Raw genomic sequence first — 25,127 nt, forward strand, 5'->3', positions numbered from 1 at the left:
CGTTCCAAGGATATTCCGACCCAACGATAAAGCGCCGTGCCTGTCCCTCAACTCACATCTCGGACAGGACGGTTTCCCCCCCGGGTCCGCGCGGTTTTCCGCCGCCGCCCGCCACGATGAAAAGGAGCGTGTCATGTTCAAGGGGTCCATTCCTGCCCTGGTCACGCCGTTCAAGGACGGCGAGCTGGATCTGGATACGCTGAAGAAACTCGTGGATTGGCACGTGGCGGAAGGCTCGAACGGGCTGGTGCCCGTCGGCACGACCGGCGAGTCCCCCACCCTGTCCCTGCGCGAGCACGAGATCGTGGTGGAAGAGGTGGTCAAGTATGCCGCCGGCCGTATCCCGGTGATCGCCGGCGCCGGTGCCAACAACACCGCCGAGGGCATCCGCCTGATCAAGCACGCCGCCGAGGTGGGGGCCGATGCCGCGCTGGTGGTGACGCCCTATTACAACAAGCCGACCCAGGCCGGGCTGATCGCCCATTACACGGCGATGCACGATGCGGCGGACCTGCCGATCGTGATCTACAACATCCCCGGTCGGTCCGTGGTCGACATGGTGCCAGAGACCATGGCAGTGCTGGCCGAGCTGCCGCGCATCGTCGGCGTCAAGGATGCCACCGGTCGCCTCGAGCGTGTCGCCTTCACCCGGATGCTCTGCGGCGCCGACTTCTGCCAGCTCTCGGGCGAGGATGCGACCGCGGTCGGCTTCAACGCCATGGGCGGCGTCGGCTGCATCTCGGTCACTGCCAACGTCGCGCCGAAGCTCTGCGCCCAGATGCAGGCCGCGACCCTGGCGGGCGACTATGCCAAGGCGCTGGAATACCAGGACCTGCTGCTGCCCCTGCACGAGGCGATCTTCCTCGAGCCCGGCCTCTGCGGTGCCAAGTTCGCCATGGCCGAGCTGGGCCTGTGCTCGGGCGAGGTCCGGCTGCCGCTGCTGGAGGTCTCGGACCCGGTGAAGGAAAAGATCCGCGCCGCGATGCGCCATGCCGGTCTCTACGAGGCCGCTGCCGCCTGAGCGGCTGCGCCGTCATGACAGATCGGGGCCGTCCTTCGGGGCGGCCCTTTTCGTTTGACTGCGCGCCCAGGGGCCGGTGTCGCCATGAGTATTTTCCGCCTGGTGATGGGCAGGGGCGTGACGCCCGGCTTGTCCGCCTTTGTCTTTGCGGTGCGGGTGATTAGGTAGGAACAGTTCCACCGCGAGGCCCTCATGATCCCCTTCCTGCTTGTCGTCCTGCTTCTTGTCGCGGCCTTCGCCAGCTGGAGCTTCGCCCGCCAGAAGGCCCGGGAGGCACGGCGCAGCGCAGGTCTGAGCGAGGAGGAGCGCGCCATCGTCGCGGCCGAGGTGCCCCTGTCACGCGCCCTGCCCGAGCATCTGCGCGCCGGCTACGAGGCGCGGATCACCGACTTTCTCGACCAGGTGGATTTCGTCGGCTGCGACGGGCTGGAAGTGACCGAAGAGATGCGCCTGTCGATCGCCGCCCAGGCCTGCCTGCTGGTGGCCAATTCCGGCGCCTGGTACGACACGCTGCGCAGCGTGCTGGTCTATCCCGGCGCCTTCCGGTCCCGCCTGAAGGACCACAACGGCTACGTGGTGACGGAACATACCAGCGTGCGCACCGGCGAGAGCTGGTCACGCGGACCGGTGGTGCTGTCCTGGGAGGACACGCAGCGCGGCGCCGACCTGCCGCACGACGGGCACAACGTGGTGTTCCACGAGTTCGCGCATCAGCTGGACGACCTCTCGGGCTCGACCGACGGGATGCCCGAGCTGGCCCCCGGGCAGGACCCGGACGCGTGGCGGCATGTCTTCGACGAGGCCTATGGGCAGCACCTCTACCGGGTCGAGAACCACCGTCAGACCCTCTTCGATCCCTATGGCGCCGAAGGCCCGCAGGAGTTCTTCGCCGTCGCCGTCGAGGCCTTCTTCGAGACGCCGCACCGCATTCGCGACCATGCGCCCGAGGTCTATGCCCAACTCAGCCGGTTCTTCGCCCTCGATCCGGCCGAGTGGTCCCCGCCCCGGTAGTCACGACCTGTAGGGATCGGCCGGCGCGCGGCTGTCGGACAGCGTGCCGGTGCGCCGTTCGACGATAAGTTCGATCGCATCGGCCAGGTGCTCTTCGGCGATGTTGTAATCGCCCCGGGCGACGCGGATCCTGTGCGCTTCCAGCAGCACCTCGGCATGGGTCGAGCCCTCGGGCGGGAAGAACTTGTAGCTGGCCAGCTCGATCAGCAGGCCGAGGGGATCCTTGAAGTAGATCGAGTCCATGAAGCCCCGGTCCTTGACGCCCGAGTGGTAGATGTCGCGCTCGTCCAGCCGCTTGACGGTCTGGGCGAAGGTGGCGGCCGAGACGTTGAAGGCGATGTGATGCACGCAGCCGGGATCCATCGGCGTGCGGTCATGCACGCGCTTGCGGTCCTCGTTGGTGAAGATGGTGATCAGCCGCCCGTCGCCGGGATCGAAGTAGAGATGCCCCTGGTTCGGGTCATCCAGGTTGGGCTGGTCGAAAATGAAGGGCATGCCCAGCACCCCTTCCCAGAAGTCGATGCTGGTCTGCCGGTCGGCGCCGGTGAGGGTGATATGATGCACCCCCTGCACCTGTAGTTTCCGCATTGCGTCCTCTCCTCCGCTGGTTGCGGGGATGGTCGGCCAGCGGGGCGCGCCGGTCAAGCATCAGGGCTCCACAGAGACTGTGGAGCCCTGCAGAGATCAAACGCCCGCGTCGACGATGGCCCGGGCCAGCACCGGCACGGTCTGGGTGTTCAGGCCCGCGATGTTCATCCGCGAGTCGCCGACCATATAGATGCCGCTGTCGGCGCGCATCTTCTCGACCAGCTCGGGCGTGGTGCCGAGGCGAGAGAACATGCCGCGGTGCTCGGCCAGGAAGGCGAAGCGGTCCGAGTTGGTCAGGCGTGCCAGCTCGCCGGCCAGTTGCTTGCGCAGCTCCAGCATGCCCAGGCGGACCTCTTCCAGCTCGGCGGCCCAGTCGGCGCGCAGGGCGGGATCACCGAGGATCGTCGCCACGACGCGGGCGCCATGGTCCGGCGGGAACGAGTAGTTCTGACGGTTCAGGAAGTTCAGCGTGCCCTGTGCCACCTTGGTCTTTGCCGCATCGGCAGAGACCGCCATCAAGAGGCCGGTGCGCTCGCGGTAGATGCCGAAGTTCTTCGAGCAGGAGGCCGCGATCAGGCATTCCGGCACCGAAGAGGCAACCAGGCGGGTGCCCGCCGCGTCCTCGTCCAGCCCGTCGCCGAAGCCTTGGTAGGCAATGTCGATCATCGGCATGGCGCCGGCCTTGTTCAGGCAATCGACGACCTCTTGCCATTGCTCCATGGTCAGGTTTGCGCCGGTCGGGTTGTGGCAGCAGCCATGCAGCAGGACGACATCGCCGGCCTTCAGCTGGCCAAGGTCTTCCAGCATCCCGGCGAAGTTCACGCCGCCGGTTGCACTGTCGAAGTAACGATAGGACACCACGGGCATGTCCATGAACTTCAGGATAGACAGGTGGTTCGGCCAGGTCGGATCGCTGACGAAGATACGCGCCTCGGGGTTGGCAAGGCGGATCATCTCGAAGGCCTGGCGCACGGCGCCGGTGCCGCCCGGCGTGGCGGCGGCGGCCACCTGGCCGCGCGCGACCGCATCGCCCAGCACCAGCGAGACCATGCCGTCGGCGAAGGCCGGATCACCGGCCAGGCCGGTGTAGGACTTGGTCGACTGTTCTTCCCAGATCTTCTTCTCGGCGGCCTTCACGGCGCGCATGACCGGGGTCACGCCCTCGGCGTTCTTGTAGACGCCCACGCCCAGGTCGATCTTCTCGGCCCGGGGATCGGCCTTGTAGAACTCCATCAGCTGGAGGATCTTGTCGGCGGGTTGTTCCTTGAGGTTCTCGAACATTCTCTCACTTTCCCTTGTTCACGGGGCCTTGTTGCACTGGACCTTGTCGCTTCAGGCCCTGTCGCAGCGGGCCTTGTTCATGGGGGCCCTACGTCATGGGACCCTGCTTCGCCGGGCCCTTGGCCACCGGCAGGGTGAGGAAGGCCCCCCACTCGGCCCAGGAGCCGTCGTAGATCGCGTGGTCGGTCTTGCCCATCCGCTCAAGCGCCAGCGCGAGGATGCAGGCGGTGACGCCCGATCCGCAGGAGGCGATGACCGGCTTCGACAGGTCGACCCCGGCGCCCTCGAAGACCCGGCGGATCTCGTCGGGCGATTTCATCGTCTGACCCTGCACCAGCAGCTCGCCGAAGGGCACGTTCTTCGATCCCGGAATGTGACCGGCGCGCAGGCCGGCCCGCGGCTCGGCCACCTCGCCCCGGAAACGTTCGGCGGGACGGGCGTCGACGATCTCGTAGTCGCCCAGCTTGGCGGCGGCGCTGACCTGGGTCACGTCCTTCACCAGATGGTGCTGCCGGCGCACGGTCATGTGGCGATCGCGGATCACCGGATCCAGGTCATCCAGCGGGCGCCCCTCCTGCCGCCATTTCGGCAGGCCGCCGTCCAGCACGGCGACGTCGAACTGGCCCATCAGGCGCAGCGTCCACCAGACCCGCGCCGCCGAGAAGATCCCGGCACCGTCGTAGACCACCACCTGGTGACCGTCGCCGACGCCCATGGCGCGCAGCCGCGACATGAACTTCTCGACCGTCGGAGCCATGTGCGGCAGGTCCGAGCGCTGGTCCGAGATCTCGTCGATGTCGAAGAACCGCGCCCCGGGGATATGCGCCTCATCGTATTCGCGCTTCGCATCGCGTCCCATGGCGGGCAGATACCAGCTGGCGTCCAGCACCCGCAGATCGGGATCCTTCAGGTGCTTTGCCAGCCAGTCGGTCGAAACCAGTGCCCTTGGATCGTCCTGCATGGGGTCGCCTTTCCGTGGAAAACCGCCGTTTCCCTAGCCTTCCCTCCCCGCAAGCGCAAGGAAAAGCCCGGGCGGGCCTCAGCCGTGGTCCTTCAGCAGCCGCTGCTTCTGCCGGTCCCAGTCGCGCTTGGCCTCGGTGGCGCGCTTGTCGTGGTTCTTCTTGCCCTTGGCGATGCCCAGCTTGATCTTGGCGATACCGCGGTGGTTGAAATACATCACCATGGGCACGAGGGTCATGCCCTTGCGCTGCGTCGCATTCCAGAGATTCGCCAGTTCCTTCTTTGAAACCAGCAACTTGCGACGACGGCGCGGTTCATGGCTGAACATCGCGCGCTCGTAGGGGGCGATGTAGGAATTGACCAGCCAGAGCTCTCCGTCCTCGACCGCCGCGTAGCTCTCGGCGACGTTGGACTGGCCTATGCGCAGCGACTTGACCTCGGAGCCATGCAGCTGGATGCCGCATTCGATATCGTCCTCGATCGCGTAGTCGAAGCGCGCCCGGCGGTTCTCTGCCACCACCTTGTAGTTCGGGTTTTCTGGTTTCTTGGCCATGATCGCGTCTCTTTAATCCGTTCCGGCAGCCCCGTCCACCGATGCCGCTTGCCCCTGTGCCGGAAGGGCCTAACCTGTGGCTGGAACGGAGGATTTCAAGATGACAGAGATGATGAAACGCTGGGTCCTGGCCCGCCGCCCGAACGGCTTCCCGGTGGCCGAGGACTTCCGGCTGGAAGAGGTGCCCCTGCCCGAGCCGGGCGAGGGAGAGATCCTGGTGGCCTGCAGCCACCTCTCGCTGGATCCCTACATGCGCGGCCGCATGGACGATGTGGCCAGCTACACCGCCCCGCAGGAGCTGGACAAGACCATGGGCGGCGGCGGGGCGGGCGTGGTCATCGCCTCGCGGTCGGACAAGTTCCGCGAAGGCGACCTGGCCTTCGGCATGTTCGGCTGGGCCAGCCACGGCGTGGCGCCCGCCGACCAGTGCCGCAAGCTGGACCCCGCGCTGCCGCCCTCGACCTCGCTCGGGGTGCTGGGGATGCCGGGCTTCACCGCCTGGTCCGGGCTCGAGGCCTATGGCCGCATGGCCGAAGGCGAAACCCTGGCCGTCGCCGCCGCCACCGGGCCGGTCGGCTCGATGGTCGGGCAGCTGGCGCAGCGCAGGGGGCTGCGCGCGGTCGGCATCGCGGGCGGGGCCGAAAAGTGCGCCCTGCTGAGCGAGCGCTTCGGCTTCGACGCGGCGGTGGATCACCGCGCCCACCGGTCCGTCCCCGAGATGCGCGAGGCGCTGGCCGCAGCCTGTCCCGATGGCATCGACATCTATTTCGAGAATGTCGGCGGCCCGGTTCTCGGCGGGGTGCTGCCGAACATGAACCTGCATGGCCGGATCATCGTCTGCGGCATGATCGCCTGGTACTCGGGCGAAAGCGACGAGACGGGCGCGATCCCGCTGCAAAAGGTCTGGCGCATGGCGCTGGTCAAGCGGCTGACCATCCAGGGCCTGCTGCAGACCGATCACGTCGCCCGCTTCAGGGACTTCGCGGCCGAGGTCACGCCCCTCGTCAAAGAGGGCAAGATTGCCTACCTCGAAGATGTCTCGGACGGGCTCGAGACCATGCCCGCCGCCTTCTTCTCGATGCTGAAGGGCGGCAATACCGGCAAGCAGGTGGTCAAGGTCTGAACCGGGACTGGCCCGGCCGGTGCGCGGACTCAGCCCCTGCGGCGCGACCTGCGATAGGTCCGCCGCATCCAGGCCAGCCCGCCAAGGGCCACGGCGCCGGCCATGATGATGCCGACTGAATTGCTGATCAGGTCGGCGATCTGGGTGATCTGGTCCGAGAACGTGAAGCCCAGCCAGGCATAGCCCATGGACCAGGTCATCGCCCCCAGCACCGCCATGGCCGTGAAGCGCAGCCAGGGCATCCCGAGCGCGCCCGAGAGATAGCCCACGTAGGGCCCCAGCGGGCTGAGCACGGTGCGTGACAGCAGCACCGCCCAGAGACCCCGCCGCTCCAGCAGCTCGCGCGCCTTGTGGATCACGCCCGCACTGCGCGGGCGGCGTTCCAGCCCGGTCAGCAGCGGCTTGCCCAGGCGGCGCGACAGCCAGAAGGCGATCTGGTCGCCGATCACGAAGCCGGCGAAGGCGAAGCCCGCGAGGCTCCAGAAGGCGAAGTCGCCGGTGGCGGCGAACCCGCCGGCCACCATGACCATCATCGACGAGGGCACCGGCAGCGCCAGGCAGGACAGCACCACCGACACGAGGATGAACCAGACACCATAGGTCGGGATGAGCGCCAGCAGGGCCTCGGTCATTCGACGCCCTTCCGCGGCCGCTGTTCCTGGGCGTCTTCGACGCGGGCCTGGAAGGCCTCGAGGCTCATGCCACTTTCCCGCAGGAACTCTCCGACCGAATGGGGCACCTTGCCGGGCGGGGTGTCGGGGTCAAAGCCGATGATGGCGAACATGTCTGGCTTGGTCAGATCCCAAGAGCGTTCGACGTAGCGCAGCGACATCCAGGGCTCGACCGGGCGTTCCTGGTTGGCGGGATTGGCGAAGTAGAGCGCCTCGGCCACGAATTGCGCCGAGAATAGGGTCAACGCGGCCAGCGCCGCGGCGGTGACCAGCCCCAGCACGCGATGCTCGCGCCATACGAATTTCAGAAAGCCCGTCATGCCCGTTCCGCGCCTGTCCTGCCCATCACCGCCATCCTAGCGCCCGATCCACCCGCAAGGAAAGCGCCTGCCCCGGCCGACATGCAAACACCCCCACGGTTGCCCGCGGGGGTGTCGGATGCGATCGCAACGCAGGCAGGGGACAAGCCCCCCGGGGACGATCCTCAGCCCGCCAGCTTGGCGTCCAGGACCTCTTTCAGGTCGGCCCAGGTCATGTTCGAGTGCTTCTCGCCGTTGATCAGTAGGGTCGGCGTGCCGGTCACGTCATCGGCGGTGGCGTTCTGCTGGTACCAGGCGGTCAGGGTCCGCGCGGTCTGCACGTCGTTCAGGCAGGCTTCGATGGTCTCGTCGTCCATGCCCGCGACGCGGTTGATCTTGCGCAGGTTGTCGGCGATCTGCGCCTCGGAGCTGGCGCCGCGCAGCCAGTTCTGCTGCTGCTCGTAGTACATCCCCGCGATGCCGAAGAACTTCTCGGGACCGGCGCAGCGGGCCAGCATCGCCGCCCAGAGGCCATAGCGGTCGAAGTAGACGTCGCGGTAGACGAACCGCACCTTGCCGGTGTCGATGTACTCGGCCTTCAGGCGGTCGAAGACGCGCTCGTGGAAATCGGCGCAATGCGGGCAGGTGAACGAGGCGTATTCCACCAGGGTCACCGGCGCATCCTCGGCGCCCAGGGTCATCTCGACCACCGAGGAGGTGTCGATCTCTTCTGCCGCAGCCGCGCCGGCCGACGGGTCGATGGGGGTCTGCTGCTGGTTCTTCATGTACCAGTAGCCGCCGCCTGCAGCCGCGATGACGACGGCCGCGCCGCCTCCGATGAGGAACCTGCGATCCATGTCGTTCCTGTCCTTTCTCAAGTCCGTGATGTCTTCATGATGTTCTGGCCGAGACGCTCCAGCGCCTCGCGCAGCCCGCCGTCCTGGATCCCGGTGGCCACGTCGCGCGCCTTTGCCTGGGTCTGGGGGTCGGGGATTTCTTTGGCCTTCGGTTGCGGCTTGCGCTGGAAGGCGACCTGCCCGTCCGAGAAGCCCGTCGGCGCGGTCTGGGTGATCCGCACCTTGGCAATGGCATTGTAGCCGTAGACCGAGTTCACCTTGGCGCGCAGGCGCTCCTTCTCCATCTCCAGCACGGGGGCGTGGGCGCCGGTGGTCAGCAGCACAAGGGTCGCGCCCATGTTGCCGCTGCGCCCGTACTTGACCTCGACCGGGCGGGCCATGGCGGCGATATCGGCGCCGGCCACCTCGTCCCAATGGGTCAGCAACCGCGAGACCGCAAAGCCACGCGCCTCACCCGCCTTGCGGATGCGGGTTTCCAGCAGGCCGTAGGTCCGCTTGAAGCCGTAGGTGGTCGTCGCGCGTCGCGCCATGGAAGGGCCTTTCGCCGGCCGGAGGGTTGCAACCTGTCTTGCAGCGCTATTCTAGTCACCGGAACAAGGCACGCCAGCCCAAAGGCGGCAACCCATCGTGACGAGGCATAAAGAATGCGTGAAACGGCGCAAGCGGCAGATCTGCTTTCCTGGTACGACCGGCATGCGCGCCAGATGCCCTGGCGGACAGGTCCGGCCGAGCGGGCCGCAGGCCAGCGGCCCGACCCCTATCACGTCTGGCTGTCCGAGGTGATGCTGCAGCAGACCACCGTCGCCGCCGTGCGCGACTACTTCACCCGGTTCACCACGCTCTGGCCCACGGTCGGGGCCCTCGCCGCCGAGGAAGACGCCCGCGTCATGGGCGAATGGGCCGGCCTTGGCTACTACGCCCGCGCCCGCAACCTGCTGAAATGCGCCCGGGTGGTGGTCAGCGACCACGGCGGGCAGTTCCCCGACACCCGCGAGGGGTTGCTGAAGCTGCCCGGCGTGGGGCCCTATACCGCCGCGGCCATCGCCTCGATCGCCTTCGACCGCCCCGAGGTGGTCGTCGATGGCAACGTCGAGCGGGTCATGGCGCGCCTGCACGACATCCACACTCCGCTGCCCGCCGCAAAGCCCGAGCTGACCGAGCGCGCCGCTGCCCTGACCCCCGAAGAGCGCCCCGGAGACTATGCCCAGGCCGTCATGGACCTTGGCGCCACGATCTGCACTCCGCGCAATCCGGCCTGCGGCATCTGCCCCTGGCGGGCCCCCTGCGCCGCCCGCGCCGCCGGCACCGCGCCCGAGCTGCCGAAGAAGACCCCGAAGAAGCCCAAGCCCATACGCCTCGGCGTCGCCTATGTGGCGCGGCGCGAGGACGGCGCCTGGCTGCTGGAGACCCGTCCCGACAAGGGCCTGCTGGGGGGCATGCTGGGCTGGCCCGGCTCGGACTGGGCCGAGGCGCTGCCCGCGCATACCCCGCCCGTCGCGGCGGACTGGCAGGATCTGGGCGAAGAGGCGCGCCATACCTTCACCCACTTCCACCTGTGCCTGGCGATCCGCGTGGCCCGCCTGCCCATGGGCGCCAATCCCGAACGCGGCGCCTTCCTGCCTGCCGCGACCTTTCGCCCCTCGGATCTGCCGACGGTGATGCGGAAGGCATTTGACCTGGCGCGCGGGCAGTTCGTAGAACTCGACTAACGCATGTCCCGCAGGGGAGGGCAGATGATGTCCGACACCGCCGATCTGAACCGCTTCACCCGCGCCGCGCCCTTCTGGCTGTCGCTGCTGATGGTGCCGCTGATCGTCATCGGGGGCACGGTGGGCGGCTGGACCGTCCTGCTCGTGCCGCTTTATGGTTTCGGCCTTTTCTCGGTGCTGGACAGGCTGCTGGGTCTGAACAGCGAGAACGCCGATCCCCAGACCGAAGAGGCCGACCTGTTCTGGTATCGCGCCGTCACGCTGATCTGGGCGCCGGTGCAGTTCCTCACCCTGTTCTGGGTGATCTGGTACACCACCCATACCGACACCCTGGGCCTGCTGGAGGTCATCATCCTGTTCTACGGCGTCGGCGCCATGACCGGCGCCATCGGCATCGTCTACGCCCATGAACTGATGCACCAGAAGAACCGCGAGGAACGCTGGCTGGGGGATATCCTGCTGTCGATGGCGCTTTATTGCCATTTCCGCAGCGAGCATCTGCTGGTCCATCACGTCGCGGTCGGCACGCCGAAGGACGCCGTCACCGCCCGCTACAACGAGAGCTTTCCGCATTTCTTCTGGCGCGTGCTGCGCGACTGCCCGCGTTCGGCCTGGAATGCCGAGGTGGCGAAGCTGAAGCGCAAGGACATGCCCGCCACCGACCCGCGCAACCCCTTCTGGCGCTACGCCGCCCTGCAGGGCGGGATGCTGCTGCTGGCGCTGATCCTCGGCGGGCTGCCGGGGCTGCTGCTGTTCCTCTACCAGGCCTTCGTCGCCGTCTGGATGCTGGAGCTGACCAATTACGTCGAGCACTACGGGCTGACGCGAAAGTACCTCGGCAACGGCAGGTTCGAGCATGTGAAGCCGCATCACAGCTGGAATGCCGCCCATACGGCGACCAACTGGCTGCTGATCAACCTTCAGCGCCACTCGGACCACCATACCAAGCCCGACCGCCGCTTCCCGCTGCTGCAGACCTACGGCAACGGCGAAGCACCGCAGCTGCCTTTCGGCTATCCGGCGATGACCATCATGGCGATGATCCCGCCGCTCTGGCGTCGCAAGATGAACCCACGCGTGCGCAACTGGCGCAAGATGTACTACCCCGAGATCACCGACTGGGCGCCCTACAAGACGGGTCGGCACGAAGGGCTTGCCGGGTAGGGGGGCGCTGCCCCCCGCCTGCGGCTCCCGCCGCAGTATTTTCAGCCATCGGATAGAGGAAAGGGCCCGCGCATCTGGCGGGCCCCTGTTCTTTCAGATTGCCGGAAATATGCCGGGGGACTCTCCGAAGTGGATGGGGGCAGAGCCCCCGCCCTTTCAGGCCGCCATGACGCGGGACAGGTGGTAATCCGTATCGCCCAGCTGGGCGTCGATCATCACCAGCCGCTTGGCGTAGTGCGAGCCGGGATACTCCCAGGTCATCGCGATGCCGCCGTGCATCTGGATCGCCTCTTCGGCCACCAGCCGACCGGCGCGGCCAATCAGGTTCTTCGCCATCGAGGCATAGCGCGCGGCCTCGGGGCCACCCAGCTCCGCCGCCGCCTTGATGGTGATCGAGCGCGCCTGCTCGATCTCGGTCAGCATGTCGACGGCGCGGTGCTGAAGCGCCTGGAACTTGCCGATGGCGACGCCGAACTGCTTGCGGGTACGCAGGTATTCGACGGTCATCTGTTGCAAGACGTCCATCGCGCCGACGGCCTCGGCACAGAGCGCGACGATGCCGGCGTTGGCCGCATCCGCCAGGGCCTCGGCGGCATCGGCCAGCAGGAGCGTGGCGGGCGTGTCTTCGAGGATCACCTCGGCAGCGCCGCCGCCGTCGATCATGCCGTAGCCGTTGACCGAGGCCGCATCGGCCGCGACCTGGAACAGCGCCACCTTGCCGTCGAGCTCTGCCGCCACCAGCAGCTGATCTGCCGCCTGGCCGCCGTAGACGACGCTCTTGCGGCCCGAGAGGGTGTAGCCGTCGCCAGCGGGCTTGGCCTGCGTTCCGATCGCATCCAGCCCGTACCAGGCGTCGATCTCCCCGGTCGCCACCGCGTATTTCTCGGCCCCCGAGAGCAGTGCGTCCTGGTCCACCCCCGCCGCCGAGAGCAGCCGGGAAGCCATAAGCGCGCCCAGCACCGGCTCGGGGCAGAGGGCGCCGCCCATGGCCTCGAAGACCACCGAGATGTCAAAGCCGCTGCCGCCGAAGCCACCCGCCTCTTCCGGGGCCAGTGCGTAGAGGGTGCCGAGCTCCGAGAGCGCTTCCCAATGCGCCTGCGAATGGTATGGGGCCTCATAGGCCGCCTTGTTGCGGGCCTCGAAGGGGTATTTCTCGCGCAGGTAGCGGGTCAGGCTGTCCGACAGCATCTGCCGGTCTTCGGTCAGATCGAAATCCATGGTCACAGCTCCAGCATGGTCTTGGTCAGGATGTTCCGCTGGATCTCGTTCGATCCGCCGAAGATCGAGGTCTTGCGGTTGTTGAAGTAGCGCGCGGCATTGTGCGCCGCATCCTCGGGCGCGGGGTCGAGGTTGGCCGAGAGCATCCCCGGGAAGGGTGCGGCAGAGGGGCCGAGCGCCCGGCGGGCGAGATCCTTCAGTTCCTGCCCGATGACCGTACCCTTGATCTTGAGGATCGAGGTCTCGGGCCCCGGAGCGCCCTGTTTCTGCGCCTTGTAGAGCATCCGCAGGTTGGTCAGCTTCATCGCCTCCAGGTCGATTTCCACCTGCGCCACGCGGGCGGCGAACAGCGGGTCCTCGATCAGCGGGCGGCCATTGCGCATCACCTTGCGGGCCAGCGCCTTGACCTCTTCCAGCGACTGCATCGAGAAGCCGACGCCGGCGATATTGGTGCGCTCATGCGTCAGCAGGAACTTGGCGATGGTCCAACCCTGGTTCTCTTTGCCGACGAGGTTTTCCGCCGGGACGCGGACATCGGTGAAGAAGACCTCGTTCACCTCGTGGCCGCCTTCGATCAGCTTGATCGGGCGCATCTCGATACCCGGCGTGGCAAGGTCGACGAGGAGGAAGCTGATGCCCTCCTGCTGCTTCACGTCCGGGTCCGTGCGGACAAGGCAGAAGATCCAGTTGGCGTGCTGGCCCAGCGTGGTCCAGGTCTTCTGGCCGTTGATCACGTAGTGATCGCCATCACGCACGGCGCGGGTCTTCAGGCTGGCAAGGTCGGAACCCGCGCCGGGTTCGGAATAGCCCTGGCACCACCAGTCCTCGCCGGACAGGATGCGCGGCAGGTAGTGGTCCTGCTGCGCCTTCGTGCCGAATTTCTGCAGCACCGGCCCCAGCATGGCGAGGCCGAAGGGCACGATCCGGGGGGCATAGGCGCGACAGGCCTCTTCCTCGAAGATATGCCTTTGCACAGGCGACCAGCCCGGACCGCCGAACTCTTCCGGCCAGGTGCTGGCCAGCCAACCCTTTGCATTCAGCAGCGCATGGTAACGATCCATGATGTCCTTGGTCAGCTCGCCGCCTGCGCGGACGGCATCGGACATCTCCTTAGGCAGGTTCTCGGCGAAGAAGGTGCGGACCTCCTCGCGGAAGGCCTGCTCTTCAGGCGTGAAACTCAGATCCATGTCTTACCCCTTGTTCAAATCGGCGAAGCTGGTGCCATCGGCAGCCATACGGCGCAGGATGTCAGGCACCTGCCAGTAGTGCGGGTCTTCCTCGGCGTAGCGCTCGATGCGGGCCACCAGTTCGGCGGCACCCAGCGTATCGGCGTAGTGCAGCGGGCCGCCGCGGAAGCGCGGGAAGCCGTAGCCGAAGAGGAAGACCATATCGACGTCGAGCGGCCGCTTGGCGGTGCCGTCTTCGACCACGCGGGCGGCCTCGGAGATCATCGCGGTCATGTAGCGCTCGACGATCTCGTCATCGGTGAATGTTTTCGGCGTGATGCCCTGCTCGGCGCGCACCTCGTCGATGATCGTGGCGACCTCGGGGTTGGGCACCGGGGCGCCCCCCTCGTAGAGGTAGTAGCCCTTGCCCGCCTTGCGCCCGAACCAGCCATTTTCGCAAATGCGATCGGGGATCTGGCCGGCGTAGCGCTCGGCGGGATCGCGGGTTGCGGCCTTGCGCTTGCGGGTCATCCAGCCGATGTCGAGCCCGGCCAGATCGCCGACCTTGTGCGGGCCCATGGCAAAGCCGAAACCCTCGAGTGCCGCGTCCACCTGCGCCGGGCTCGCGCCATCCAGCACCAGGTAGCCAGAGCACAGGGCGTAATGCGCCAGGATGCGGTTGCCGATGAAGCCGTCGCAGACCTGGGCCAACACGCCGACCTTCTTCAGGCGCTTCGCAAGGGCAAAGCCCGTGGCCAGAACATCCGGGGCCGTCTGTTCGCCCTGCACGATCTCGAGCAGGCGCATCACATGGGCCGGGCTGAAGAAGTGCAGCCCCAGCACATCGCCGGGCCGAGAGGTGCAAGAGGCGATCTCGTTCACATCCAGGTAGGAGGTGTTGGAGGCCAGAACCGCGCCCGGTTTGCAGATCGCATCAAGCTTGCCGAAGATCTCACGCTTGACGCCCATGTCCTCGAAGACCGCCTCGATCACCAGGTCGACATCCGCCAGCGCGTCGAGTTGCAGCGCCGGGGTCAGCGAGGTCAGCGCGGCGTCCTTCTTCGCCGCACTCATCTTGCCGCGCGACACCGCGCCTTCGAGGTTCTTCGTGATCGTGGCAACGCCGCGATCCAGCCCCTCCTGCGCCACTTCGACCAGCGTCACCGGCAGACCGGCCAACAGGCAGGCGGTGGCGATGCCCGATCCCATGGTGCCGCCGCCGATCACGCCGACGGACTGGATGTCACGGGTTTCGCCCTTGGCCTCGGGGATGCTGGAGACAGCGCGTTCACCGAAGAAGGCGTGGATCAGACCGGCGCGTTGCGGGGTCTCCATGCAGTCGAGGAAGCACTGGCGTTCGACCTTCAGGCCCTCGGCAATCGGCTGGTCCGCCGCCGCGATGGCGTCGATGCACTTCAGCGGGTTGACCAGGTGCGGAGACTTTTTCTGCGTTGCGGCGCGAATGCCGTCCAGCGCCGTATGGTCGATCTCGATGGTGATCTCGGAAGTGCGGCGCGTCGGCAGGGTGCCCGCCACGACCTCCTGCGCCATGGCCAGCGCCACGTCACGGGGCGCGCCTTCGACCACCCGGTCGATGGCCCCCGCGGCCTGGGCCTCTTCGACCGAGACCTGGCGTCCCGACAGGGACATGTCGAGCGCGAAGTCCACCCCCGCAAGTCGCGGCAGGCGTTGCGTGCCACCGGCACCGGGCAGCAGGCCGATCAGCACTTCCGGCAGGCCAACCTTCGATCCGGCGATGGCAACGCGGGCGTGGGCCGCCAGGCCCAACTCGAAGCCGCCGCCAAGCGCGGTGCCATGCATCACGGCGACCACGGGGATCTGGGAGGCTTCGAGGATATTGTAGACCTCGGGCAGCACCGGCTCTTTCGAGGGCTTGCCGAACTCGCGGATATCGGCGCCCGCCATGAAGGTGCGCCCGGCGCACCAGATGGCGATGGCCTTGACGGCCGCCTCTGCGTTCAGCGCCTCGATGGCCCCGACCAGCCCGACGCGTACCGCGTGACCGCTGGCATTCACCGGCGGATTGTCGATGCAGACCAGCGCCACATCGCCCACGACCTCGGTCGAGACGACCTCTCCCACAACGCCATCCGGCATGGATTCCTCCCTTGCTGCGGACGCAGGGCGCCCGTTCGGACCAGAGGGTATGCCCTCGGGCCGGGAGGGTCAAGAATGCAGAATTTGTTTTCGCAATGCGAAATGACCCTAGGAGATAATCTCGAACTTCGTCACATCCACCATGCCACGGTCGGTGATCTTCAGGGCCGGGATGACCGGCAGGGCAAGAAAGGCGAGCTGCAGGAAGGGCTCTTCCAGCGTCACGCCCAACCCCTTGGCGGCGGCGCGCAGGTCCACCAGCGCATCCCGGACCCGCTCGAAGGGCTGAAGGCTCATCAGACCGGCGACGGGCAGGGCCAGCTCGGCCAGCACGCGGCCGCCCTCGACCACGACGAAACCGCCCTCGATCTCTCCCAGCCGGGTCGCGGCAAGGGCCATGTCGTCGTAATCCACGCCGACGCAGGCGATGTTGTGGTGATCATGGCAGACGGTCGAGGCGATGGCCCCGCGCTGCAACCCGAAGCCCTTGACGAAGCCGGTGGCGATATTGCCGTTGCGCCCATGCCGCTCGACCACGGCGATCTTGACCAGATCGCGGGAGGGGTCGGGGCGCTTGTCGCCGTTGTCGATCGGGATCACCTCGTGCAGGTGCTGCGTGATGATCTTGCCTTCCATGATGCCGATCACGTCGGTCTCTTCGCGGTTGGCTGAGCTGCGGAAACTGGCGCCCGTCACCACCGGCGCCTTGACCGAGTTGCGGCCCACGGGCTCGATGACCTCGCGCGCGGCGAAGGCCGCGTCGCCGACGACGACACCACCCGCCAGCACCATCTCGGCCTGGCAGGTTGCGGGATCGTCGATCACCACGATATCTGCGCGCTTGCCGGGGGCGATCTGGCCGCGATCCTTCAGCCCGAAGGCCTCGGCGGCAGACAGCGAGGCGGCGCGGTAGACCGCCAGCGGCGGGCAGCCCATGCGGATCAGCTCGCGGATCATGAAATCCAGGTGCCCGTGCTCGCCGATGTCCAGCGGGTTCCGGTCGTCGGTGCAGAGGCACATGTAGGCCGAGGTGATGTCGTTGAGCAGCGGCTGCAGCGCCACCATGTCCTTGGAGACCGAGCCCTCGCGGATCAGCACCCGCATCCCCTTCTGCAGCTTCTCGCGCGCCTCTTCGGCGGTGGTCGCCTCGTGCTCGGTGCGGATGCCGGCAGAGACATAGGCGTTCAGGTCGCGCCCCAGAAGCTGCGGGCAGTGGCCGTCGATATGGGCGCCGCGGAACAGCTCGAGTTTCTCGAGGCAGCCGGGGTCGCGGAAGATCACGCCGGGGTAGTTCATGAACTCGGCCAGCCCGGTCACCTGCGGATGGTCGCGCAGGGGGGCAAGGTCGGCGGCGCTGATTTCAGCGCCTGCGGTCTCCATGTGGCTGGAGGGGACGCAGGACGACAGGTTCACCCGAATATCCATCAGGGTGCGGCTGGCGCAGGCCAGGAAGTACTCGATCCCCGGCACGCCGATCACGTTGGCGATCTCGTGCGGGTCGCAAATGGCGGTGGTGATACCGCGGGGGCCCACGCAGCGGTCGAACTCGTAGGGGGTGACCATCGAGCTTTCGATATGCAGGTGGGTGTCGATGAAGCCCGGCACCAGCAGCTTGCCCGTGACGTCGATGACCCGAGTGCCCTCGTAGTCGGCGCCGATGCCGACGATCCACTTGCCGCGAATGGCCACATCGCCGGGGATCTCGAGGCCCGTCACCATGTCCCAGACACGCCCGCCACGCAGGACGATATCGGCGGGGGCATCGCCGCGTCCGGCGGCAATCAGGTCGGACAGGCTGGGCTGGGTCATCGGGCACCTCTTTCGCTTTGCCCCAGAAGGCCCGATCCCCTGCCGCTTGTCCAGCGACGCCGCCCCGGCTACCGTCCGCCAAACCAGACACAGCCCGCCCCAACAGGAGCCCCCAATGCCTCTCTTCGATCTGCCCGCCGTGCCCGACATCCCCGTCGCCGGTGAAACCGAAGGCTACCCGGTCCGCCGGATCTTCTGCGTTGGACGCAACTATGCCGCCCATGCCGCCGAGATGGGCGACGAAGCCCCGGCGGTGCCCTTCTACTTCACCAAGGCTCCGGCCCACCTGATCCTCTCGGGCGCGACGGTGCCCTACCCCTCGGGCACCGGCGACTACCACCACGAGATCGAGCTGGTCGTCGCCCTCGGCGCGCCGCTGTTCAAGGCCACTCCCGATCAAACCATGGCTGCCGTCTACGGCTATGCCACCGGCCTCGACATGACCCGCCGCGACCTGCAGGCGGTGGCCAAGGATGGCGGCCTGCCCTGGGATATCGCCAAGGACGTCGAGAACGCCGCCGTGGTCGGCCCGATGACCAGGGCCGCCGACTTCGGCCCGCTTGCGGCGCAGCGGATCAGCCTCTCGGTCGATGGCAGGACACGGCAGGCTTCGACCATCGACAAGATGGTCCACCCGGTGCCGAAACTGCTGGCGCACCTGTCGGGCTTTTACCACCTGCAACCGGGCGACCTGATCTTCACCGGCACCCCCGAGGGCATCGGCGCCGTCACCGCCGGCGCCACCCTGCGCGGCGAGGTTGAGGGGCTGGCCCCGGTCGAACTGACCCTGACCGAAGCCGAGTGATCGCGCGCGCCGGGGCTGACGCTCCGGCAGCTCCCCGAACTGACGCGAATGGGCGCCATGCGCAGGTGCATGGCGCCCGTTCAGGCCCGAACTGCCCATTGATTCGGCAACAAATCGCTCAATCTCAGGTAGCATGGGCGCAGGACCGCCGTTTCGCGCCGAGTGCATCCTTGGTCTTGATTGCTGCGCTGCGGCGGCTCGGCTAGGCTTCGGGGATGAGTAAACGGTCCCGTCTTTCCCCAGATGACTGGCTTCGCGCCGGTCTGGACGCCCTCTCAGCCTCCGGTCCCGAGGCTCTGAAGGCCGAAGCCCTTGCCCGTAATCTCGAGACCACCAAGGGCTCGTTCTACTGGCATTTCCCCGATGTTCCCGCCTACCGCAAGGCGCTGCTCCAGTTCTGGGGCAGCGAGGCCGCAAACCTTGAAGAGACCCCTGACGACCGGCAGGCCGCGGTCAGTCGCCTGCATGAGATCGTCCGCAACGGTTTCGGCGAAGACCGCGCGGCCGAGGGCGCAATGCGGGCCTGGGCCCGTACGGATGCCGCCGCCGCCGAGACCATGGCCGAGATCGACGCCGCCCGACTGGCCCAGTTGCAAGAGCTGCTGGTGAAGATCGGCGTGACCAATCCCGCCATCGCTCGGCTGCTCTATGCCGCGCAGATCGGCATGGGGCAGATCAGCGACGATGACCAGACCGAGGGCCCCGCGGCGCTCGATACGCTGGTCGATCTGGTGCTGGCCCTCCGCTAGGCGCCAGCCGCCACCGGCGCCGGGTGTTCACTCCGGCGCCACCGCCACCCGCTTGCCGATCAACCGCACCAGCCGCGCCCGCGCATCGGGTAGCGGCCTGGTGCCCAGATCGGGCGCCAGGTGGTTCTCGAGGAAATGCCCGGTGACCCGCAGCGCCTCGAAGACCTCGGCATCGGGGGCCTCGCCCTCGCCGCGCAGCACCGGCGGCAGCGGCAGCAGCCGGTCGGCATACTCCCCCGCCCCCGCCACCGTCACCGCCCGTCCCGTGCGCGGAGAGACATAGGCCAGCCCCTCGGTCGCGCCGGTCACCGCGCAGGCACTCAGGTCGAGGCCGAAGCCCGTATCCTCCAGCAGTGCCTGTTCCCACCTCAGGTAGGCCAGCGGCCAGACCTCGCCCTGCTCCAGCAGGTCCAGAAGCTGTTCGGTCTGCCGATAGAGACGGGGATGGGCCTCGCGCTCGGGCAGGCTGAAGCTGAGCAGGGCACAGACCGCGCCCAGCCCGGCCAGGGCCAGCCGGTCGCCAAGGCTGGCCGCGGCGCGCGAGCGGATCGGCTCGACGGTGAAATTGCCCAGGTGATCCTCGAGCCGCGCGCGCCAGCTGATGTCAAGCTGCGCCCCCGGCTGCAGCACCGGCGCCAGCCGGCGCGAGGCCCCGCCACGCACGAGTCCGGCATGGCGGCCCCGCGCCGGGGTGAAGACCTCGGCGATGACCGCGCTTTCGCCGTGCGGACGTACCGCCAGCAGGATTCCCTCGTCGCGCCATTCCATGCCGATGCATCATCACCGGGCTTGCGACGGGGGACAAGATGGCGCAGCTTCCGCCCATGGATTTTCGCAGCAACGCCCTCTCGTCGCCTGCCAGGGCCACCGCCCGCCTGATCGCCCTTCTGGCCTGCGCGGCTCTTGTCGCACAGGTGCTGGCGACCATGGCCGCGAACCCGGATGACAGCCTTGGACAGGTGCTCTGGAACCGGGCGCGCTACTTCACCAACCTGACCGCGATGCTCAGCCTGCTGACCTTCCTCGGCATGGGCATGACCGGCAGCGGCGTGCATCGGCTGTGGATCGGAGGGCTGACCCTCTGGCAGGCCATGACCGGGGTGATCTATCACGCCCTGCTGGCGCGCCCCCTGACCGGCATCGACTTCTGGGCCAGCCATGGGCTGCACACGGCGCTGCCGGTCTCGGTCTTCCTGTGGTGGGCCTGCTTCGGGCGCAAGACACCGCTGCGCATGGGCGCGGCCATCGCCTGGCTGTGCTGGCCGGCGCTCTACATCGGCTACGCGCTGGCGCGGGGCAATGCGGATGGCAAGTACCCCTATTTCTTCCTCGATCCCGCACAGGTTCGTTGGGACGGAGTCGCGGTCTGGTCCGGCATCATCGGCCTGACCTTCTTCGCCGGCGGGCTGGTGCTGATCTTCCTGGCGCGGCTGATCCGGCGCTGAGCCTTCGTCGTCAGTCGGACAGGCCCGGCTCGTCCAGCAGGTGACGGCCCTGGCGGTCCTCGACCTCGACCACCCAGAGATCCGGGTCGTAACCCTGCTGACGGCGGGCGGCCGCGTCCACCTCGGCCTCGTCGCCCTCGGCCAGCACCATCCAGCGGCGGTCGCCGGTCATCAGGTCGAAGCGGCGTTCATAGAGCGCCCCCTGGCCGTCGAGCGTGTTCATCTTGATCAGCACGGCGCCGGCAGTGTCATCGCCATGGGCGGTGACGAAGGCCGGGATATCGTAGAGCCGCAGCCGGGTCAGGTAGGCATCGATCCAGAAACGGGTGGTCAGGCGCATCTGCGGCTCCTCGGGTTCGCTGCCCCGTGACGGGGCCAGGTGGTCACGATTACCGGAAAATCCCGCGAAAACGATGCCTTTCTTTCGCCGAAGTCAGGCCCTAGCCTGACCGCGCCAAGACCTGTCCAGACCCGCGACGGAGCCCCCATGCCCCTGCCCGCCCTCTTCCTGATCGCCCTCGGCATCGCGGCCAGCGCCGCTTTCTTTACCGGCATGGTGCCGGGCCTGAAGGGCGCCGGGCTGAACGTCGCGGGCGCGCTGCTGCTGATCCTCGGGGTGCTCTGGTCCGGCATGGCGCGCCGCAAACGGGCCCGCCAGCGCCAGGACTAGAGCCGACTCAGCGGTTGCCGTCCTTGAAATCCAGGCCCATCTCGGAATAGCGCTCAGCCTCTTCCAGCCAGTTCTCGCGCAGCTTGACCTGCAGGAACAGGTGCACCTTGCGGCCGAGGAACTCTTCCAGCTCTTCGCGGGCGGCCTTCGAGATCGCCTTGATCGTCTCGCCCTTCTTGCCGAGGATGATGCCCTTGTGGCCGTCGCGGGCGACGTAGATCATCTGGTCGATGCGGGCCGAGCCGTCTTCGCGTTCGGTCCAGTGCTCGGTCTCGACGGTCAGCTGGTAGGGCAGTTCCTGGTGCAGGCGCAGGGTCAGCTTCTCGCGGGTGATCTCGGCGGCGATCATGCGCATCGGCAGGTCGGCGATCTGGTCCTCGGGGTAAAGCCAGGGGCTTTCCGGCATCTCGCCCGCCAGCCATTCGCGCAGGTCCTGCACGCCGTGGCCCTTCTCGGCCGAGATCATGAAGGTGCGCTCGAAGGCGTAGCGTTCGTTCATCTCGCTGGTCAGCGCCAGCAGCACGCGGGCTTCGACCCGGTCGATCTTGTTGATCGCCAGCGCCACGCGGCGGCCCTTGGGCAGTTCGGCCAGGCCTTCCAGGATCTTGCCGACGCCATCGGTGATGCCGCGATGCGCCTCGATCAGCAGGACGATCACGTCGGCATCGGCCGCCCCGCCCCAGGCGGCGGCGACCATGGCGCGATCCAGCCGCCGGCGCGGCTTGAACAGGCCGGGGGTGTCGACCAGCACGATCTGGCTGTCGCCCTCGATTGCCACGCCCCGGATCCGTGCCCGCGTCGTCTGCACCTTGTGCGTCACGATCGAGACCTTGGCCCCGACGATCCGGTTGGTCAGGGTGGACTTGCCCGCATTGGGTTCCCCGATCAGGGCGACGAAACCGGCCTTGGTGTTCATGTTCTGCATCCTTGAAGCGAAGTGCGCTCTCTACGGCCTTTTACCGCAGCGCGCCAGCCCTGTCTTTACTGGCTTTTGGCCGCAACCCTGCCCGAGCGGATCAGCGTGTAGCTGCCCGAGACGACGACCAGCGCCCCGCCTGCGAGGGTCCAGAGGTCGGGCCGCTCGCCGAAGAAGAGATAGGCCAGCACCAGCGCCGCCAGCAGCCGCGAATAGCGGAAGGGCGCCACCACCGAGACCTCGCCCGAGCGCATGGCGACGGTCAGCGCCGCATAGCCCGAGACGCCGATCACGCCCAGCATCAGCAGCCGCAGGGCCTCGTCCGGGTGCGGCAGGCGGGGCGGGACGCTGTCGAAGCCCATGAAGATCACCCCGGCGACGAAGACCACCAGGAACCCCAGCGTGCCGAGCTGCCAGCCCGAGACGGTCGGCGGCGCCATCCGGGTGGCCAGGTCGCGGCCCGCGAAGCCTATCATTCCCAGCAGGGCGAAGATCGAGGCCGGCTCGAAGGCGGCGGGGGTTGGCTTGATGATCAGCAGCACCCCGAGGAAGCCGACGGCCATGGCCGTCCAGCGTCGCGGGCCGACCTTCTCGCCCAGCAGGATCGCGGCGCCGAAGGTCACCACCAGCGGCGCGGCCTGCAGGATCGCCGAGGTCGAGCTGAGCGGCGTGAAGGCCAGGGCTAGGGCGAAGAACAGCCGGCCGACCAGCTCGATCGCCGAGCGGATCAGCAGCCGCGGCCGCAGGGCCTCGCGGGTCAGCGGCGCCTCACCCCGCGCGATGCAGAGCCCGGCGAAAAGCGTCGCGCCGGTCAGCCCGAAGAGCAGCGTGGTGAAGCCCGGCGGCAGGTCCCGGGCCAGGCCCTTGAAGATCGCATCCTCGATGGCGAAGGCCAGCATGCCCAGCACCATGAACAGGCTGCCCCTGAGATTGCCGCTCATTCGCTGTCGCTCATGCCTTGGCACTGATCACTTGCCAGCCTCGAGACGCTCGAGCAGCGCGGCGGCGGCGGCCTGTTCGGCGGCGCGTTTCGAGGCGGCGGTGGCGCTGGCCTCTTCGCCGGATTTCAGCCGGGCCGAGATCGTGAAGACCGGCGCGTGATCCGGCCCAGTGCGGTCGGTCTCGACATAGGCGGGGGGCGGCATCCGACGGGCCTGAGCCCATTCCTGCAGCGCGGTCTTGGCATCGCGGGCGTCGTCCTCGACCTCGGCGATGCGTTTGCCCCAGAGCCGCAGGATCATCGCCTGCGCCGCGTCGAAACCGGCGTCCATGTAGACGGCGGCGATCACTGCCTCCATCGCGTCGCCCAGCAGGGCCTGCTTGCGGCGCCCGCCCGACATCTGCTCGGACCGGCCCAGCTTCAGCACCTCGCCCAGCTCGATCTCGCGGGCGATGTCGGCGCAGGTCTCCTTGCGCACGAGGGCGTTGAAGCGCGGCGCAAGCTGGCCTTCGCTGGCACCCCGGTCCTCTTTCAGCAGCGCCCCGGCCATGACCAGCCCCAGCACGCGGTCTCCGAGGAACTCGAGCCGCTGGTTGTCGGGCCGGGTCGGCGAGGAGACCGAGGAATGGGTCACGGCGCGCTGCAGCAGCTCGGGCCGGGCGAATTCATGGCCCAGCCGGTCCTGAAAGGCCTTCATCTCTGCGGAAATCTTCATCGGCGCCTCGGGTCTGCAATGCCGTCCTAGAAAGCGCAAAGCCGCGGCAGGTGCAAGGGCACCCTCCGCGGCTGGCAATTTGCTTCCGATCCGGGGATCAGGAGATCTTTTCGAGGAAGCGGTCCTTGCGCCACTGCCAGAAGTACAGCAGCGACCGTCCGCCGGACGAGAAGACGACCCGGTCGGCGCGACCGATGATGTTCTCGTAGGGGACGAAGCCGACGCCGTCGCGCGAGCGCGGGAAGCGCGAGTCGGTCGAGTTGTCGCGGTTGTCACCCATCATGAAATACTCGCCCTCGGGCACCTCGAAGACGCCGGTGTCATCCGCCGAAGGGGAATAGCCGACGTTCAGCACGTCATGGCTGACGCCATTCGGCAGGGTCTCGGTGTAGCGCTCCTTCAGGCATTCGCCGCCCAGCCCGACGGGGGCGTTGAAGCAGCGCGGCGGACGGCCCTGCGGGCCCTGCGGCTCGTAGGTCTCGACGAACATGCCGGCCTCTTCCATCTTCACGGCCTCACCGTTGATGTGCAGCACCGAGTCGATCATCTGGATCTTGTCGCCGGGCAGGCCGATGACGCGCTTGATGTAGTCCTCGCCGGTCGCCGGATGGCGGAACACCACCACGTCGCCGCGCTCGGGCTCGGAGCCGAGCACCCGGGTGTTGTCGCCGTCGAGGAAGAAGCAGATGTCGCGGGCGTCGAGGTCGACCCCGATCCGCTGGATGCGGATGTTCGGGCAGGAGGCGTAGGAATAGCCGTAGGACATCTTGTTGACGAAGAGGAAGTCTCCGACCAGCAGGGTGTCCTTCATCGAGCCCGAGGGGATCCAGAAGGGCTGGAAGAAGAGGCTGCGGAAGACCCCCGCAATGATCAGCGCCCAGAAGACCGTCTTGATGGTTTCCCAGATGAAACTGCTTTCGCCGCTGCTGCTACGCGCCATGACCACCCGGTCCTTCTGCTGTTTCGCCCCTGCCCCATCCCCGGGGACAGCCTTGGCTTCATGCGGGGGCGACGGGATCAAGTCAACAGAGCGGCGGGGTTTTCCGCCGGGCAGTCTCGGGAACGTGTTGCAATGGGCTCAGGCTCGGTCGGAGGGCGCTCGACGAGGGCGGTCCGGGGAGGGCGGTCCGTGGCCCCCCTCCGCTTCGCGGAGTCCCCCGCAGTATTTTCAGCCATCGGATAGATGGAAGGACCTCTTGCATCTATCCGACGGCCCAGGGCTCCGCCCGTTCGAGGCTGAAACGCTTCCCCGGAGCGTTTCCGGGACGCCGCTCACACTGCCGCCGGAGGCATCCGACAACTCAGCACGCCTAGCCCGTGACCGGGCGCGCCTCGATCA

27 protein-coding genes are annotated in these 25,127 nt (G+C 67.5%); 9 read left to right on the top strand and 18 right to left on the bottom strand.

From position 1 onward, the window contains the following. The first annotated feature begins 133 nt into the window (after positions 1-133). Positions 134-1,021, top strand: a complete 888-nt coding sequence (dapA, locus tag OS124_RS0102960; RefSeq protein WP_010137836.1) for a 4-hydroxy-tetrahydrodipicolinate synthase — start codon at positions 134-136, stop codon at positions 1,019-1,021. A 192-nt stretch (positions 1,022-1,213) separates the two neighbouring features. Continuing rightward, positions 1,214-2,032, top strand: a complete 819-nt coding sequence (locus OS124_RS0102965) for a zinc-dependent peptidase (RefSeq protein WP_010137837.1) — start codon at positions 1,214-1,216, stop codon at positions 2,030-2,032. Here OS124_RS0102965 and OS124_RS0102970 read toward each other — a convergent pair whose 3' ends face one another. The 4 genes from OS124_RS0102970 to smpB form a co-directional block, all read right to left on the bottom strand. Next, complete coding sequence (locus OS124_RS0102970; RefSeq protein ID WP_010137838.1) at positions 2,033-2,620, bottom strand: VOC family protein; 588 nt, start codon at positions 2,618-2,620, stop codon at positions 2,033-2,035. A gap of 96 nt (positions 2,621-2,716) precedes the next feature. Further along, positions 2,717-3,901: an amino acid aminotransferase gene (locus OS124_RS0102975; RefSeq protein WP_010137839.1), complete on the bottom strand. Its 1,185-nt coding sequence runs from the start codon at positions 3,899-3,901 to the stop codon at positions 2,717-2,719. A gap of 88 nt (positions 3,902-3,989) precedes the next feature. Beyond that, positions 3,990-4,862, bottom strand: coding sequence for a 3-mercaptopyruvate sulfurtransferase (gene sseA, locus OS124_RS0102980; protein WP_010137840.1), 873 nt, complete (start codon positions 4,860-4,862; stop codon positions 3,990-3,992). A gap of 78 nt (positions 4,863-4,940) precedes the next feature. After that, positions 4,941-5,414 carry an SsrA-binding protein SmpB gene (gene smpB / locus OS124_RS0102985; RefSeq protein ID WP_010137841.1) on the bottom strand — a complete coding sequence of 158 codons (474 nt, stop codon included), beginning with the start codon at positions 5,412-5,414 and terminating at the stop codon, positions 4,941-4,943. 100 nt (positions 5,415-5,514) lie between these two features. On the opposite strand from smpB, the gene OS124_RS0102990 reads away from it, so the two are divergent. Next, positions 5,515-6,537: an NADP-dependent oxidoreductase gene (locus tag OS124_RS0102990; protein WP_029375123.1), complete on the top strand. Its 1,023-nt coding sequence runs from the start codon at positions 5,515-5,517 to the stop codon at positions 6,535-6,537. 29 nt (positions 6,538-6,566) lie between these two features. Here the strand turns inward: OS124_RS0102990 and OS124_RS25905 are convergent, their stop codons facing one another. The 4 genes from OS124_RS25905 to OS124_RS0103010 all read right to left on the bottom strand — a co-directional run bounded on the left by OS124_RS25905 (position 6,567) and on the right by OS124_RS0103010 (position 8,894). Further along, positions 6,567-7,169 carry a DedA family protein gene (locus OS124_RS25905; protein WP_010137844.1) on the bottom strand — a complete coding sequence of 201 codons (603 nt, stop codon included), beginning with the start codon at positions 7,167-7,169 and terminating at the stop codon, positions 6,567-6,569. After that, on the bottom strand, positions 7,166-7,528 hold the full coding sequence (locus OS124_RS0103000; protein ID WP_010137845.1) for a hypothetical protein: 363 nt from the start codon (positions 7,526-7,528) through the stop codon (positions 7,166-7,168). Before OS124_RS0103000 ends, OS124_RS25905 begins: the two co-directional genes overlap by 4 nt. Positions 7,529-7,692: 164 nt before the next feature. Beyond that, a complete protein-coding gene (locus OS124_RS0103005) occupies positions 7,693-8,364 on the bottom strand; it encodes a DsbA family protein (RefSeq protein WP_010137846.1) in 672 nt (223 codons plus the stop codon). Positions 8,365-8,381: 17 nt separating this feature from the next. Continuing rightward, positions 8,382-8,894, bottom strand: a complete 513-nt coding sequence (locus OS124_RS0103010; protein ID WP_010137847.1) for a DUF721 domain-containing protein — start codon at positions 8,892-8,894, stop codon at positions 8,382-8,384. 114 nt (positions 8,895-9,008) lie between these two features. Here OS124_RS0103010 and mutY point away from each other — a divergent pair, with 114 nt between their 5' ends. Together mutY and OS124_RS0103020 are read left to right on the top strand one after the other, a co-directional pair. Beyond that, on the top strand, positions 9,009-10,073 hold the full coding sequence (gene mutY, locus OS124_RS0103015) for an A/G-specific adenine glycosylase (protein ID WP_010137848.1): 1,065 nt from the start codon (positions 9,009-9,011) through the stop codon (positions 10,071-10,073). Positions 10,074-10,097: 24 nt separating this feature from the next. Beyond that, on the top strand, positions 10,098-11,237 hold the full coding sequence (locus OS124_RS0103020) for an alkane 1-monooxygenase (protein WP_010137849.1): 1,140 nt from the start codon (positions 10,098-10,100) through the stop codon (positions 11,235-11,237). Positions 11,238-11,393: 156 nt separating this feature from the next. Here the strand turns inward: OS124_RS0103020 and OS124_RS0103025 are convergent, their stop codons facing one another. The 4 genes from OS124_RS0103025 to ade form a co-directional block, all read right to left on the bottom strand. Beyond that, on the bottom strand, positions 11,394-12,455 hold the full coding sequence (locus OS124_RS0103025; RefSeq protein ID WP_010137850.1) for an acyl-CoA dehydrogenase family protein: 1,062 nt from the start codon (positions 12,453-12,455) through the stop codon (positions 11,394-11,396). 2 nt (positions 12,456-12,457) lie between these two features. Next, a complete protein-coding gene (locus tag OS124_RS0103030) occupies positions 12,458-13,642 on the bottom strand; it encodes an acyl-CoA dehydrogenase family protein (RefSeq protein WP_010137852.1) in 1,185 nt (394 codons plus the stop codon). 3 nt (positions 13,643-13,645) lie between these two features. Beyond that, on the bottom strand, positions 13,646-15,739 hold the full coding sequence (locus OS124_RS0103035) for a 3-hydroxyacyl-CoA dehydrogenase NAD-binding domain-containing protein (protein ID WP_010137853.1): 2,094 nt from the start codon (positions 15,737-15,739) through the stop codon (positions 13,646-13,648). Between the two features lie 108 nt (positions 15,740-15,847). Further along, on the bottom strand, positions 15,848-17,548 hold the full coding sequence (gene ade / locus OS124_RS0103040; RefSeq protein ID WP_010137854.1) for an adenine deaminase: 1,701 nt from the start codon (positions 17,546-17,548) through the stop codon (positions 15,848-15,850). A 115-nt stretch (positions 17,549-17,663) separates the two neighbouring features. Between ade and OS124_RS0103045 the strand changes: the two genes are divergently transcribed. Beyond that, the gene (locus OS124_RS0103045; RefSeq protein ID WP_010137855.1) at positions 17,664-18,353 is read left to right on the top strand and encodes a fumarylacetoacetate hydrolase family protein; all 690 of its coding nucleotides are present in this window, start codon (positions 17,664-17,666) and stop codon (positions 18,351-18,353) included. Positions 18,354-18,568: 215 nt separating this feature from the next. Next, a complete protein-coding gene (locus tag OS124_RS0103050) occupies positions 18,569-19,102 on the top strand; it encodes a TetR/AcrR family transcriptional regulator (RefSeq protein WP_010137856.1) in 534 nt (177 codons plus the stop codon). A 27-nt stretch (positions 19,103-19,129) separates the two neighbouring features. Here OS124_RS0103050 and recO read toward each other — a convergent pair whose 3' ends face one another. Beyond that, on the bottom strand, positions 19,130-19,870 hold the full coding sequence (recO, locus tag OS124_RS0103055; RefSeq protein ID WP_010137857.1) for a DNA repair protein RecO: 741 nt from the start codon (positions 19,868-19,870) through the stop codon (positions 19,130-19,132). Between the two features lie 38 nt (positions 19,871-19,908). Between recO and OS124_RS0103060 the strand changes: the two genes are divergently transcribed. Continuing rightward, on the top strand, positions 19,909-20,547 hold the full coding sequence (locus tag OS124_RS0103060) for a Pr6Pr family membrane protein (RefSeq protein ID WP_138919406.1): 639 nt from the start codon (positions 19,909-19,911) through the stop codon (positions 20,545-20,547). A 10-nt stretch (positions 20,548-20,557) separates the two neighbouring features. Here OS124_RS0103060 and OS124_RS0103065 read toward each other — a convergent pair whose 3' ends face one another. Beyond that, the gene (locus OS124_RS0103065) at positions 20,558-20,887 is read right to left on the bottom strand and encodes a DUF1491 family protein (RefSeq protein WP_010137859.1); all 330 of its coding nucleotides are present in this window, start codon (positions 20,885-20,887) and stop codon (positions 20,558-20,560) included. Positions 20,888-21,034: 147 nt separating this feature from the next. Between OS124_RS0103065 and OS124_RS0103070 the strand changes: the two genes are divergently transcribed. After that, positions 21,035-21,217 carry a hypothetical protein gene (locus OS124_RS0103070; RefSeq protein WP_010137860.1) on the top strand — a complete coding sequence of 61 codons (183 nt, stop codon included), beginning with the start codon at positions 21,035-21,037 and terminating at the stop codon, positions 21,215-21,217. A 7-nt stretch (positions 21,218-21,224) separates the two neighbouring features. On the opposite strand, the gene era is transcribed toward OS124_RS0103070, so the two are convergent. From era to lepB, 4 genes are all read right to left on the bottom strand, one after another. Continuing rightward, positions 21,225-22,133 carry a GTPase Era gene (gene era, locus OS124_RS0103075; protein ID WP_010137862.1) on the bottom strand — a complete coding sequence of 303 codons (909 nt, stop codon included), beginning with the start codon at positions 22,131-22,133 and terminating at the stop codon, positions 21,225-21,227. A 65-nt stretch (positions 22,134-22,198) separates the two neighbouring features. Continuing rightward, on the bottom strand, positions 22,199-23,074 hold the full coding sequence (locus tag OS124_RS0103080; RefSeq protein WP_010137864.1) for a DMT family transporter: 876 nt from the start codon (positions 23,072-23,074) through the stop codon (positions 22,199-22,201). Between the two features lie 27 nt (positions 23,075-23,101). Beyond that, entirely contained in the window at positions 23,102-23,788 is a 687-nt protein-coding gene (gene rnc / locus OS124_RS0103085) for a ribonuclease III (protein WP_010137865.1), read from the bottom strand. A 97-nt stretch (positions 23,789-23,885) separates the two neighbouring features. Then, positions 23,886-24,728 carry a signal peptidase I gene (gene lepB, locus OS124_RS0103090; RefSeq protein WP_010137866.1) on the bottom strand — a complete coding sequence of 281 codons (843 nt, stop codon included), beginning with the start codon at positions 24,726-24,728 and terminating at the stop codon, positions 23,886-23,888. Between the last annotated feature and the right edge of the window lie 399 nt (positions 24,729-25,127).

Source organism: Oceanicola sp. S124 (assembly GCF_000220565.1).
Classification (GTDB): domain Bacteria; phylum Pseudomonadota; class Alphaproteobacteria; order Rhodobacterales; family Rhodobacteraceae; genus Pseudooceanicola.

Excerpts from the sequence above, each read along its gene's own strand:
- OS124_RS0103050 (WP_010137856.1), top strand. The coding sequence starts at position 18,569 with ATGAGTAAACGGTCCCGTCTTTCCCCAGATGACTGGCTTCGCGCCGGT.
- sseA (WP_010137840.1), bottom strand. The coding sequence starts at position 4,862 with ATGCAGGACGATCCAAGGGCACTGGTTTCGACCGACTGGCTGGCAAAG.
- era (WP_010137862.1), bottom strand. The coding sequence starts at position 22,133 with ATGAACACCAAGGCCGGTTTCGTCGCCCTGATCGGGGAACCCAATGCG.
- OS124_RS0103025 (WP_010137850.1), bottom strand. The coding sequence starts at position 12,455 with ATGGATTTCGATCTGACCGAAGACCGGCAGATGCTGTCGGACAGCCTG.
- OS124_RS0102975 (WP_010137839.1), bottom strand. The coding sequence starts at position 3,901 with ATGTTCGAGAACCTCAAGGAACAACCCGCCGACAAGATCCTCCAGCTG.
- ade (WP_010137854.1), bottom strand. The coding sequence starts at position 17,548 with ATGACCCAGCCCAGCCTGTCCGACCTGATTGCCGCCGGACGCGGCGAT.
- OS124_RS0102970 (WP_010137838.1), bottom strand. The coding sequence starts at position 2,620 with ATGCGGAAACTACAGGTGCAGGGGGTGCATCATATCACCCTCACCGGC.
- recO (WP_010137857.1), bottom strand. The coding sequence starts at position 19,870 with ATGGAATGGCGCGACGAGGGAATCCTGCTGGCGGTACGTCCGCACGGC.
- OS124_RS0103000 (WP_010137845.1), bottom strand. The coding sequence starts at position 7,528 with ATGACGGGCTTTCTGAAATTCGTATGGCGCGAGCATCGCGTGCTGGGG.
- lepB (WP_010137866.1), bottom strand. The coding sequence starts at position 24,728 with ATGGCGCGTAGCAGCAGCGGCGAAAGCAGTTTCATCTGGGAAACCATC.
- rnc (WP_010137865.1), bottom strand. The coding sequence starts at position 23,788 with ATGAAGATTTCCGCAGAGATGAAGGCCTTTCAGGACCGGCTGGGCCAT.
- OS124_RS0103010 (WP_010137847.1), bottom strand. The coding sequence starts at position 8,894 with ATGGCGCGACGCGCGACGACCACCTACGGCTTCAAGCGGACCTACGGC.
- OS124_RS25905 (WP_010137844.1), bottom strand. The coding sequence starts at position 7,169 with ATGACCGAGGCCCTGCTGGCGCTCATCCCGACCTATGGTGTCTGGTTC.
- OS124_RS0103065 (WP_010137859.1), bottom strand. The coding sequence starts at position 20,887 with ATGCGCCTGACCACCCGTTTCTGGATCGATGCCTACCTGACCCGGCTG.
- OS124_RS0103020 (WP_010137849.1), top strand. The coding sequence starts at position 10,098 with ATGATGTCCGACACCGCCGATCTGAACCGCTTCACCCGCGCCGCGCCC.
- OS124_RS0103080 (WP_010137864.1), bottom strand. The coding sequence starts at position 23,074 with ATGAGCGGCAATCTCAGGGGCAGCCTGTTCATGGTGCTGGGCATGCTG.
- OS124_RS0103030 (WP_010137852.1), bottom strand. The coding sequence starts at position 13,642 with ATGGATCTGAGTTTCACGCCTGAAGAGCAGGCCTTCCGCGAGGAGGTC.
- OS124_RS0103005 (WP_010137846.1), bottom strand. The coding sequence starts at position 8,364 with ATGGATCGCAGGTTCCTCATCGGAGGCGGCGCGGCCGTCGTCATCGCG.
- OS124_RS0103035 (WP_010137853.1), bottom strand. The coding sequence starts at position 15,739 with ATGCCGGATGGCGTTGTGGGAGAGGTCGTCTCGACCGAGGTCGTGGGC.
- OS124_RS0102965 (WP_010137837.1), top strand. The coding sequence starts at position 1,214 with ATGATCCCCTTCCTGCTTGTCGTCCTGCTTCTTGTCGCGGCCTTCGCC.
- OS124_RS0102990 (WP_029375123.1), top strand. The coding sequence starts at position 5,515 with ATGACAGAGATGATGAAACGCTGGGTCCTGGCCCGCCGCCCGAACGGC.
- OS124_RS0103045 (WP_010137855.1), top strand. The coding sequence starts at position 17,664 with ATGCCTCTCTTCGATCTGCCCGCCGTGCCCGACATCCCCGTCGCCGGT.
- smpB (WP_010137841.1), bottom strand. The coding sequence starts at position 5,414 with ATGGCCAAGAAACCAGAAAACCCGAACTACAAGGTGGTGGCAGAGAAC.
- OS124_RS0103060 (WP_138919406.1), top strand. The coding sequence starts at position 19,909 with ATGGCGCAGCTTCCGCCCATGGATTTTCGCAGCAACGCCCTCTCGTCG.
- mutY (WP_010137848.1), top strand. The coding sequence starts at position 9,009 with ATGCGTGAAACGGCGCAAGCGGCAGATCTGCTTTCCTGGTACGACCGG.
- dapA (WP_010137836.1), top strand. The coding sequence starts at position 134 with ATGTTCAAGGGGTCCATTCCTGCCCTGGTCACGCCGTTCAAGGACGGC.
- OS124_RS0103070 (WP_010137860.1), top strand. The coding sequence starts at position 21,035 with ATGCCCCTGCCCGCCCTCTTCCTGATCGCCCTCGGCATCGCGGCCAGC.